Source organism: Paraburkholderia sp. AV2 (genome assembly GCF_054968425.1).
On the sequence record NZ_JBANLK010000058.1, the window covers coordinates 24085 to 34375 of the forward strand.

At 64.0% G+C, this 10291-nt stretch carries 16 protein-coding genes; 3 read left to right on the plus strand and 13 right to left on the minus strand.

Translation table 11 applies throughout. The features are described 5' to 3' along the window. The first annotated feature begins 382 nt into the window (after positions 1 to 382). On the plus strand, positions 383 to 553 hold the full coding sequence (locus V8683_RS27465) for a hypothetical protein (RefSeq protein ID WP_411193058.1): 171 nt from the start codon (positions 383 to 385) through the stop codon (positions 551 to 553). 136 nt (positions 554 to 689) lie between these two features. Here the strand turns inward: V8683_RS27465 and V8683_RS27470 are convergent, their stop codons facing one another. From V8683_RS27470 to V8683_RS27525, 12 genes are all read right to left on the minus strand, one after another. Continuing rightward, complete coding sequence (locus tag V8683_RS27470; protein WP_411193057.1) at positions 690 to 1169, minus strand: phage virion morphogenesis protein; 480 nt, start codon at positions 1167 to 1169, stop codon at positions 690 to 692. Next, positions 1166 to 1579, minus strand: a complete 414-nt coding sequence (locus tag V8683_RS27475; RefSeq protein ID WP_411193056.1) for a phage tail protein — start codon at positions 1577 to 1579, stop codon at positions 1166 to 1168. The genes V8683_RS27470 and V8683_RS27475 overlap by 4 nt, the downstream gene beginning before the upstream one ends. Next, on the minus strand, positions 1572 to 1802 hold the full coding sequence (gene lysC, locus V8683_RS27480; RefSeq protein ID WP_411193055.1) for an Rz1-like lysis system protein LysC: 231 nt from the start codon (positions 1800 to 1802) through the stop codon (positions 1572 to 1574). Before lysC ends, V8683_RS27475 begins: the two co-directional genes overlap by 8 nt. After that, positions 1693 to 2124, minus strand: a complete 432-nt coding sequence (gene lysB, locus V8683_RS27485; RefSeq protein WP_411193054.1) for an Rz-like lysis system protein LysB — start codon at positions 2122 to 2124, stop codon at positions 1693 to 1695. The genes lysC and lysB overlap by 110 nt, the downstream gene beginning before the upstream one ends. Continuing rightward, positions 2121 to 2927 (minus strand): N-acetylmuramidase domain-containing protein, encoded by an 807-nt coding sequence (locus tag V8683_RS27490; RefSeq protein ID WP_411193053.1) that lies wholly within the window; start codon positions 2925 to 2927, stop codon positions 2121 to 2123. Before V8683_RS27490 ends, lysB begins: the two co-directional genes overlap by 4 nt. Beyond that, positions 2924 to 3208 carry a phage holin family protein gene (locus tag V8683_RS27495; RefSeq protein ID WP_411193052.1) on the minus strand — a complete coding sequence of 95 codons (285 nt, stop codon included), beginning with the start codon at positions 3206 to 3208 and terminating at the stop codon, positions 2924 to 2926. The genes V8683_RS27490 and V8683_RS27495 overlap by 4 nt, the downstream gene beginning before the upstream one ends. A 1-nt stretch (position 3209) precedes the next feature. After that, positions 3210 to 3554: a putative holin gene (locus V8683_RS27500; RefSeq protein ID WP_411193051.1), complete on the minus strand. Its 345-nt coding sequence runs from the start codon at positions 3552 to 3554 to the stop codon at positions 3210 to 3212. Between the two features lie 17 nt (positions 3555 to 3571). Then, entirely contained in the window at positions 3572 to 3778 is a 207-nt protein-coding gene (locus V8683_RS27505) for a tail protein X (protein WP_411193050.1), read from the minus strand. Next, entirely contained in the window at positions 3778 to 4260 is a 483-nt protein-coding gene (locus V8683_RS27510) for a head completion/stabilization protein (protein WP_411193049.1), read from the minus strand. Before V8683_RS27510 ends, V8683_RS27505 begins: the two co-directional genes overlap by 1 nt. Positions 4261 to 4359: 99 nt before the next feature. Further along, positions 4360 to 5085 carry a phage terminase small subunit gene (gpM, locus tag V8683_RS27515; RefSeq protein ID WP_411193543.1) on the minus strand — a complete coding sequence of 242 codons (726 nt, stop codon included), beginning with the start codon at positions 5083 to 5085 and terminating at the stop codon, positions 4360 to 4362. Further along, positions 5082 to 6092, minus strand: coding sequence for a phage major capsid protein, P2 family (locus tag V8683_RS27520; protein WP_411193048.1), 1011 nt, complete (start codon positions 6090 to 6092; stop codon positions 5082 to 5084). The genes gpM and V8683_RS27520 overlap by 4 nt, the downstream gene beginning before the upstream one ends. 36 nt (positions 6093 to 6128) lie before the next feature. Next, positions 6129 to 7016, minus strand: a complete 888-nt coding sequence (locus V8683_RS27525) for a GPO family capsid scaffolding protein (RefSeq protein WP_411193047.1) — start codon at positions 7014 to 7016, stop codon at positions 6129 to 6131. Between the two features lie 142 nt (positions 7017 to 7158). Here V8683_RS27525 and V8683_RS27530 point away from each other — a divergent pair, with 142 nt between their 5' ends. Together V8683_RS27530 and V8683_RS27535 are read left to right on the plus strand one after the other, a co-directional pair. After that, positions 7159 to 8925 (plus strand): terminase ATPase subunit family protein, encoded by a 1767-nt coding sequence (locus V8683_RS27530; RefSeq protein ID WP_411193046.1) that lies wholly within the window; start codon positions 7159 to 7161, stop codon positions 8923 to 8925. Beyond that, positions 8922 to 9956, plus strand: a complete 1035-nt coding sequence (locus tag V8683_RS27535; RefSeq protein ID WP_411193045.1) for a phage portal protein — start codon at positions 8922 to 8924, stop codon at positions 9954 to 9956. The genes V8683_RS27530 and V8683_RS27535 overlap by 4 nt, the downstream gene beginning before the upstream one ends. A gap of 62 nt (positions 9957 to 10018) precedes the next feature. On the opposite strand, the gene V8683_RS27540 is transcribed toward V8683_RS27535, so the two are convergent. Then, positions 10019 to 10249, minus strand: a complete 231-nt coding sequence (locus V8683_RS27540) for a DUF4276 family protein (RefSeq protein ID WP_411193044.1) — start codon at positions 10247 to 10249, stop codon at positions 10019 to 10021. Positions 10250 to 10291 lie beyond the last annotated feature (42 nt).

Genomic DNA, 10291 nt, shown 5'->3' on the forward strand with positions numbered 1-10291 from the left:
GCCCCGAGTAGTGTAAATGTAATTATGTATTGCGCATAGATAGCGCTATCGCAATACTAGGTGGACGCACAACATCCCAACATGCGAGAAAGCGTCTAGACTTTCAACATCGATTTCACTGCGGTGGACACTATGGTCACCAAGACTGTGCGTCGTGCATTTTCTGCATTTGCGTCCGTGTTTGCCTCAACGCCCGAGGCGAAGCAACGGACCGCGCATACCTTGAACGCGGCTTATCGGCATGCTGACGAAGCTTGGCGGCACACGATGCATGCGGAGGTATCGGCAAGAATCGTAAAAGTGCGAGACCGTGAGCTGCGGAGACAGGCAGCGCGTCAACGGACCTGACCGCCCGTTTGCTGACTTTTGACTCGGAGATCCCATGACTGCGCCCCGTAAGCTCGACGGAGTAACGCTCAAGCCACGCGTCAAGATTCGTCCACGCAGAAAGATCGACATCGCCGCTCCCGAAGGCAAGCGGGACACACGCGATATCCTTCGGCAAGTCGTTGAGGAGCATCGAGAAGTGATCGAGCATTTGCCCGATCGTTAGCCTTTCAAAGAGGCCGCAAGGAACGTTGTGCTGCAGTACAACCAATTCGTCGTCGACCACCCATTCCATCTTTTCGCAAAGCAGAAGCCGGCCAATCCGCGCCCAGCACGGGCGAAGGTCGATCCGGAACCGACGTTTAAGGGATGTCGATGATGTGCTTGAGCAGCCTGTCGCGAATCAGCTCTCTATCGGCATCGGTAAAGCCGAGCAGGACACGGGCCGCATAGCGCACTTCAGGGCCGGCCGGTGAGACGCGATCCAACTCGCCGAGCTGGTGAACGCGTGCGATCCGCGCGACGCGGCCGGCGAAGCCAATCGCGAGGCCGGTGGGTGTTGCTTCGACCTGCATGTAACGTGCCGTGCGCAGCTTTGCAAACATCGCCGCGCGTTTGATGCGGCCGCGCTTGCCGCGCAACCTCTTACCACCCTTCTGAGCCTTCACCTTGCGCGGTGTGTACGCGGTGCCGTCAGGGTCTTGCTGCGCGGCGATGCGGGCCTGTTGACTGCGCCGCAGCTCGCGCGCGATATCGAGCATGACTTTCCGGCGCGCGGCCGGCGCGAGCTGGGCGAGCAGCGAGCCGGCCCATCTTTCGACGGCCTGCAGCTCGTCCGTCATGTCGGCCAGCCCTGCGAATCGTCGACGTGTTCAATCGTTCGCGTGCCGTCGTCGGCCCGCCTGACGACGACGCTCTCGGTCAGCTGCAGCTTGACCGATACGTCGACCGTTGCGTTATCGAGAATGTCGACTTCGTAGGTGATACCGTTCGCGCGTTCGTCGGGATTCAGAAAAAGATCGGCCTGATACGCGCGCGTCCATTCGACGATCGCGACGAACAGCTCGTCGGAGTCGCCCGCGAAATCGAGCAGCATCACATTGCACGTATAGCGATACTCGAACGAGAGCGAGCGCGCGCTCGTCGCCGCAATCGAGCCGGCGTCAATGAACACGGTCAGCTTGTCCGGGTTGGCAGCGAGCGAAGGAATCGCCCTGACGATCGCCGCGCGCAGGCTCGCGGGCTTAATCATGCGGCGCGCTCCCCTGCTCTCCCTTATGCTGGCAATCGAACACCATGTCGACGATCGCCGCGCAGGATGCCCAGGCGGCGCGCGCGATGGTCAGCGCGTCGTCGAGCTCGCCGTTAGTGCGCGGTGCCATCGCCGGGAGCGTGCAGCGCGGCACGGTCTGACACTGCTGCAGCGTAATCGCCGGCGCCGGTCTGGGCGGGGGTGTTGTGCAGGCGGGCAACATCAAAAGGCAAAGGTGTATCAGCCCATGCGCGAACCTCGGCGTTTTCATCCCTGAGTCTCCGGTTTTCCTGCAGTGCGGTGTCGAGCTGTGAGGCGATCGCCGATCGTGCGCGGTCGAGCTGTTGCTGTTGCTTTGCCTTGTCGGCGGCATCGTCCTGAAGGCGTTTGATGGCGTCGTCACGGTCGGCGATGCCCTGCCGTGCGTCGTCGAGCTGCTGCGTGCGTTCGGCCAGCTCCGCGTGCAGCGCGCGCACGTACACCACGCCGAGGTCGAGCGCGACCAGCACAAGCAGGCCAGCGAGGATTTTCGCGGTGAGGCTCATGCGGCCGCCTGTTCGGATTCGGCGTAGCGGTCATACGCGCGGGCGAGCTTCACGTCGTAGAGATTGGCCGCGTAATTCGGGCCGTTGTAGCCCTTGGCGAAGGTCGCCCACTTCCGGGCCTTGAGCGCCGCGACGAGCCCGCTGTCAACCGCCACGAAGCGCACAAACGCATCGAGCTGGTCGGCTTCGCTGTTCTCCATGTGGGCGACGAAATCGTCGACGCTGGCATAGCCCAGGCGCTGCCAGTTCTCGCCCATGACCTGAAACGCGCCCCAGCTCGCCGACTCGTAGGCAGCGGCTGGATCGATCAGTTCGGCCGTCGCCAGCCGCGTGTATTCCGCCGCGCCGCCCTGATAGCCGCCGGGCGTCTGCGAAACGATGTTCGGATACTTCGCAGCGAGCGGCGCCGGATCGATGCCGCGCGCCTTTAGCCGACGCCGGAACACATGCCGCTCGAACAGGATTTTCGGGCGGCCGTCGACGAGATAGCCTGAGCCGGTCGACTCCACTTCGTTCACGGCCCGCACGCACGCAAGCGGCACGCCGAGGGAGTCGGCCGCGCGCACGAGGTCGGCGTCGGCGAGGTGCTTCGGATCGCGCTGGCCGGTGGCGAGCGCGGCGTAAGTCTTGGGGCCGGCGATGCCGTCGACCACGAGGCCGGTTTTCGTCTGCAGCGCGCGCACCGCAGTTTCGGTGGCGGCGTCGTAGACGTGCGTAACAGCGAGCGCGAAGCCGGCGCGGTTCAGGCGTGACTGCAACAGGCCAACATCGGCGCCAATGTCGCCGAGGCGGTGCGTTTTCATGGGGTGTCACTCCGCAGAAGCCGCGCGACGTTGCCGCGCGCGCAAAAGACGAACAGGGCCAGCAGAACCGCCTTGCCGGCTTCAAAAAATCCGACCTGCTTCGCGTGTAGCGCCAGCTCGATCGACGAGCCGCCCAGCACGACCACAAGCAGCCAGGCGAGCCAGGAGACGTGATGCCGGTGGCGCGCGCCGTTGCGACGGTACGTGAGCAGGAGCAGCACGGCGGCGAGCTGCGCAAGTTGTGCGACAAGCGGCGCGATCATCGCGAGGGTGATGTGCATGTCAGCCCCCTTTCTTCAGGAACGCCAGCAGGTCGACCGTCTTGATGCGCTCGATCAGCTGCAGCGTGACCGTGATCACGAGCGCGGCCGCGAAGAATCCCGCTACGCCAGTGGAACGGATCGGCGTCGCGTTGACGATTTCCGGCGCGGCGAGGTAGCCCATCACGAGCGAAATCAGCAGGTACGCGGCGCGCTTCAGGACGCCGAGATCCTTCGAGGTGACGACCACGAGCGCCGCGCCCGTGAATGCCCCGATCAGGGCGTTGCCGTCGATACCCGGTGCGAGGCCTGCGAGCCCGATCGCAGCTGACACGGCTGCAGCGGTGGTGGTGTTCGGTTCGGCCATGCGTTCGGCTCCTGGGGTCAGTCAAACAGTTGCAACAAGGGGGCCGTGCTCGGCACGGTGTCGAGGTCGGGCAGATAAACGACCGTTCCGATCGGCAGCACGGCGCCGAGATCTGCTAGGCCCGCATTCGCTTCGAGCACCGCCTCGACCGTGGCGTCGGTGCGGCCGTAGTAACGCCAGCAGATCGCGTCGACCGTATCGCCCTGGAGTGCAGTCACGTTCATCAGATCAGCTCGACGGTAGTGCGGCGGATGCCGCGAATGTCGGCAAGCGCGATGCGGACATTGCGCCGCGCTTCGCAGATCGTTTCTTCGAGCGCTTCTGCCGCCTGGCCGCCCGATTTCGTCGAGTCGTAGCCGCGATACTGCTCGGTGAGGTCCGCGCGCACGAGGTTGAAAATCGCGCGGCGGTAACGAATGACGTGCGTGCTCTGGCCGCCGAGCTTCGGCGCCGGCACGCTCGCGAGGTCGGAATGGCCGGCGGCAACCTGCGAGACCTGCCACGAGCCCAGCTCGGCGTTGCAGCTCGCCATCGCATCGAGCGCGGCCGCGCGCAGGCGCGTGTCGGTCACGGTGCCGTCAAGGCGCGTTTCCTCGCGCAGTTCGGCGAGCTCGATATCGGGAAACCATCCGTCGTTTTCGAGCGTGGTCGGCGGCGCCGGCGCGGTGCCGCTGGTCGTGTCTGCAGTGGCGAGAAAGCTGCTCATGTCCGGGGCGTTGAAGAGGTGGCGGTGGACCGGCGTTCGAATCCCGTTGCCGTCAGGTGTTGGGAGTGAACGCCGGTGCCGCCATTGCCGGGGGGCTCTTTACACGCAGGCGGCCGATCGGCGGCCGTCCGCTTCGCCCAACATCTTTTCCAGTCGGGCGATGGTCTGTTTCACGCCGGCACGGGCATCGAGCCGCAGCGACGTTTGAAGGTTCTGGACGGCCTGCGCGGCGCGCGCCCGGTCGCGGGCGTCGTCGAGCTGGTCGTCGCTGATCCGCTGCATCGAGGCCAGGCCGAGCGCCTTGTGCAGCTTGGCGCGGATCGGGTCGTGCATGTCGGCCGCTTCCGTGAGCTCGCGCACTTCGTTGAGCTGGTCGGCGTCAAACGTGCCGCCGTCGCGCAGCGCCGCGAGCGCGGCGTCGGCGAATTCTTCGGCGATCGCGGCGGCCGCCGAGCGCTCATAGTGGTCGGGCAGCGTCAGGCCGTGGCGCAGCGCGTAACGCGCGATTTCCAGCGCGCCGGCGTAGTCGCCCGCGTCGATGCGCCAGATCAGCACGGTCATCAGCACATCGTCCTGACCGCCCCGCCCGCCTTCGAGCGTGCCGGCCACGTAGTCGGCATATTCGGGCAGCACTTCGCGCTTGACTTCGACCTTGCGCGCGACAGACTGCACGGCTTTCAGGCGCCGCCGGTCGGCGGTGAGCTTCACGAGCATCAGCTCATAGTGGCTCGCGCCGGCGGGCAGTTTGCCGGGCTCCGTGCGGGCCGCATCCTTCGCGGCCCGTACCTGCTCGTAATGGCGGCGTGCGGGGCTCGTCATGCTCAGGCCGCGATTGCGATGTTTTCGACCACGCAGCCCGAGCCGAAGTCTTCGACCACGTAGGCGTCGTTGGACGATTCGTAGTTTTCGATCCGGTCGCGCTTCGGGTTGTCCTCCACGGCGCGGCGGCGACCGCCCTCCTGCCAGTAAATCGACAGGTGGTCGAGGCGCTGGATCATGAGTGCGTTCGCCGGGAAGTACGGCACTGACACGGCCGGCAGGCCGCCGATGCGCTTCTGGCTCACGATCATGTCGGCCGCCATCTGCTCGGTCGGCGCCTGCTGCGTGTTGAGGATCGGGAAATACTTGTCGTGCAGCAGCCCACGGCCGCAGATCACGACGAGGCCCGTATCATCGCGATACCACGGCTCGACGAGACTCGACAGCGCGTCGTACACGAGCGCATCGAGCGTTTTGTAATCGCCGCCGGCGCCGACCGTCACCTTGCCCGTGCCCTTCGCCACTTCCTTGAGCACGCGCTCGGCGGCCTGCTCCCGGTACTTCTGCAGCCAGCCCTTGTTCACGTCCTGCAGCAGCGGATTCGCGTTGCGGTCCGAGCTCGGCGCGCGGCTCGTGCCGTTGAAGCCGATACAGATGCGGTCGAGCGCCTGACGCTTCACGATCGCATCACGAATGCGCGTCTGGAAGTCGGGAAACTTCGCCCACGCGTCGAGCTTCGCGTACGTGAGGTGTGTGTCGAAATTCGTCTGCGTGCAGAAATAGCCGTTCGGGTCGAGGTCGCTGGCGTCGACGGTCGTGCGGTCCTTCGTGCTCGTGTCGGTGGTACTCGCGATCGGCGAGCCCACGCCGAGGCCAAGTTTCTGGCCCTGCTGCTCGGCCACGCCGATCACGTTGATCTTGCCGAGGAATTCACTCGACTCGGTGATGCGGTTTTCGAGGGTCTGCTGCACGCTCGGGTCGACCGCGAATTTCGCGGCCGCATTCTCGATGCCGTTGAGCTGCGCGATCGCGCTCAGGTAGGCGTTGAAGGCGTGCCGGGTTTCGTTGCGCATGGGTGGATTCTCCGGGATGTTGGGGTCGGTGGCCGGTTAGCAGTCGGTCTTGATGCCAGCGTTCTGGCCGGTCACGGCGGGACGCTGCGCACCGCTGCCCTGTTGCGAGAGCGTCACCTTGAGCTCGGCGAACGCCGTGTCGGCCGCTTCGCGGGCTTTCTTTTCTGCGGCGAGCTCGGTGCGCACCGCGTCGAGCTGCGAGGCGAAATCGGCGACGCGTTCGGCCTGATCGCGGCCGTGGTTCGCGAGCGCTTCGACCGCCTGCGCCACATCGGCGAATCGCGTGTCGTCTGCGGCGCCCTTCTTCTTCGCGAGGCCGAGGGCTTCGGTCACTTTCGCAAACAGGGAGGCGACGCCAGCGCCGGGCTCGGTGGCCGGCTCGAACTCGATCACGGTTTCGGCGGCCGCACTGAACAGGTTGTCGGGGCCGAGCTTGCGCGCAGCGAGCGGGCTGGCTTCGCCCTTCGCAACCTGCCCGGCCGAAAACGCCAGCATGTCGGTGCCGAGGCTCGCGGGGCTGTCGGTCACGGCAAGGCCTACGAGATAGGCCTGTTTCGAATCCGCGAACGAGGGGTCGACTTCGATCGACGTGAACACCTTCTGCCGCGCCTTGGTCATCGCCACGAGCGAGGGCGTCGGTGAAATCTGGGCGTACAGACCGACCTTGCCCGAGAACTCGCCCGACTCGTCGCGCGCGTCGAGCGCGAGAACGTCGCCGTACGCGTTGAACGGGCCATCGGGCAGCACGCCGCGAATGTGTTCGAGGTTCACACGGGCGCCGTACAGCGTCGGGCTGTAGTTCTTCGCCATCTGTGCGATCCAGTCGCGCGAGATGCTGCGGCCGTCCGTCGTCGCACCTTCAACGGCGACGCGGAACCACTTCGACGTGCTCGCGTGATTCGTGTTGCCCGGTTGACCGTTCATTTAGTTTGGACTCCATCTGTTTGGATCGTGTAACCGAATGTTGCCGGGATGAAAGCGAGTGGGCAATCAGGCGCCTCAGTGGATGGGCCGGGCACAAACGGCAACGCTGCGCACGCGCGCGCGTGACCGTTACGCTCTCGTCATGCCTGAAACAACGAACATTCCTGTATCCACGCCTGATCCCAAAAAGGCGGCACGCGCCCTCTACTGGCAGGGGTGGCGCGTGTCGTCTATCGCACGCCATCTCGAACTGAAACGCTCCACGGTCGAGACGTGGAAGCAACGCGACGGTTGGGACAAGACGGCGCCAGTCGACACGATCGAGCTCACGACCGAGATGCGCGTCAATGCGCTGATCGCGAAGGAGAAGAAAGATTCGGGCGATTACAAGGAAATCGACCTGCTGATGCGCCAGCTCGAACGCATCGCGCGCGTGCGCAAATACGGCGAGACGGGCAAGGAATCGGACCTGAATCCGAACATCCAGGCGCGCAACGCGGCGCCGAAGAAGAAGGCCACACGTAACGCGTTCAGCGACGAGCAGGTCGAGAAGATCAACGACGCGTTTCGTGAATCGCTGTTCGACTACCAGAAGGTGTGGTTTCGAAGTGGCGAGCAGCGAACGCGCAACATCCTCAAGTCGCGGCAGATCGGCGCGACCTGGTATTTCGCGCGCGAGGCGCTGGTCGACGCGCTCAACACCGGCCGCAACCAGATTTTCCTGTCGGCCAGCAAGGCACAGGCGCACGTATTCAAGCAGTACATCACGCAGTTTGCGCGCGAGGCCGCCGACGTTGACCTGAGTGGCGATCCGATCGTGTTACCGAACGAGGCGATTCTCTACTTTCTCGGCACGAACGCGCGCACGGCGCAGAGTTATCACGGCAACTTCTACTTCGACGAATATTTCTGGGTGCCGAAATTCACGGCGCTCAACAAGGTCGCGTCAGGCATGGCGATGCACAAGCACTGGCGCAAGACCTACTTCTCGACGCCATCGAGCATCGGGCACGAGGCCTATAAATTCTGGAGCGGTGAGCACATCAACCGCGGCCGCGCGAAAGCCGATCACGTTCACTTCGATGTCACGCACGAGGCACTGGCGCGCGGCCGGCTCTGCGAGGATCGGCAATGGCGCCAGATTGTCACGGTCGAGGACGCGGCGCGCGCGGGCTGCACGCTGTTCGATCTTGGCGAGCTGCGGCTCGAATACAGCGCCGAGGAATACGCGAACCTGCTCATGTGCCAGTTTATCGACGACACGGCGTCGATCTTTACGCTGGCAAACCTGCAGCGCTGCATGGTCGATTCGTGGGAAGTGTGGGAAGACTTCGAGCCGCTGCTCGCGCGGCCGTTCGGCTATCGGCCGGTATGGGTGGGCTACGACCCGGCACTTTCGGGGGATTCCGCCGGCTGCGTGGTGGTCGCGCCGCCCGTGGTTGAGGGCGGCCCGTTGCGCGTGCTGGAAAAGCACCAGTTTCGCGGGATGGATTTCGAGGCGCAGGCGCGCAGCATCGAGGAAATCACGAAGCGCTACCAAGTCGCCTACATGGCGATCGACACGACGGGTATCGGCCAGGGCGTCTATCAGCTCACGAAGCAGTTCTATCCGCGCGTCGTCGCGTTCAACTACTCCCCCGAAGTGAAAGGCCGGCTTGTGCTCAAAGGCCTGTCTGTCGTCGGCAATGCCCGGCTGCAGTTTGATGCCGGCTGGACCGACATGGCGGCCGCCTTCATGGCGATCAAAAAGACGGTGACGGCAAGCGGCCGTCAGGTCACGTACGAGGCTGGCCGCAACGAGGAAACAGGACACGCCGACCTGGCGTGGGCGGTCCTGCACGCAATTTCAAACGAGCCGCTCGAAGGCATGGCGGCCCGCAATTCTGGATTTATGGAGATTTCCGCATGAGGGCGAAACACAAGTACCGCGCGCAGCTCACGCGCGCCGTCGAACCGGCCGCCGCGGCATCACGCGCGCCGAAGGCAACGGCATTCACATTCGGCGATCCGATGCCGGTGATGAGCCGCGCCGACCTGCTCGACTACTCCGAGCTCGTCGAGGTCAACGGCTGGTACGAGCCGCCGGTGAGCTGGACGGGGCTCGCGAAGTCGTTCCGCGCCGGCACGCATCACGCGTCGGCGCTCTACTTCAAGCGCAACGTGCTGGCGTCGACGTTCATTCCGCACCCCCTGCTCTCGCGCGACACGTTCCGCCGCTGGGCGCTTGATTTCCTCATGTTCGGCAATGGATACATCGAGCGGCAGGCGAACCGGCTCGGCGGGACGCTGAAATTCGAGGCGGTGCCGGCGAAGTACACGAGGCGCCGTGTCGACCTGACGAGCTACGTGCAAACGGACGGCTGGCAGGCGGTTCACGAATTCGACGCGGGCGCCGTGCATCACCTGATCGAGCCTGATGTAAATCAGGAGGTCTACGGCCTGCCCGAATATCTTGGCGCCTTGCACGCGGCCTGGTTGAATGAGTCGTCGACGCTCTTTCGTCGGCGTTACTACGAGAACGGGAGTCACGCCGGCTTCATCCTGTACCTGACCGACCCGGCACAGAATCAGGATGACGTGGATTCGTTGCGCGATGCGCTGAAGAACGCGAAGGGACCGGGAAATTTCCGCAATCTGTTCTACTACGCGCCGAACGGCAAGAAAGACGGCCTGCAGCTCATTCCGGTGTCGGAAGTGGCCGCAAAGGACGAGTTTTTCAACATCAAGAACATCACTCGCGACGACCTGCTCGCGGCGCATCGCGTGCCGCCGCAGTTGCTCGGCATAGTGCCGAGCAATACGGGGGGGTTCGGTGCGGCCGACACCGCGGCGAAGGTCTTTGGGCGTAATGAAATTGCGCCTCTGCAGGCCCAATTCACAGCGATTAACGACTGGTTTGGTGACGAGATCGTCAAATTTCTACCATACGAGATCGACTGATGCGGTACAAATAGAGCGTACACCCCTCACAGAAGACGTGAAAAATCTCCGCGATAGGCGACTCACAAGCCTTCAAGTTTCGTGATCCAGTCGTTGAATCGTGGGCATTTGGCTCGCATCCGCGGTAGTCCTATCTGCAGTGCGACAAGCGTCCCATATAGAGGTTTTGACCGCTCATAAGTCGGCCATCTCGCTATCAGACGCTTCGACGGAGCGGTCAGTGGGGAGTTATTAAGAAGCTCGGGATTTGCGACTGCTGCAAGTTCCGCTTGCCAGCCCAGAGCAATCGTCAATAGTGGTGTACGGGCGGGACGGCATGATCAGGCGGCCAGCGC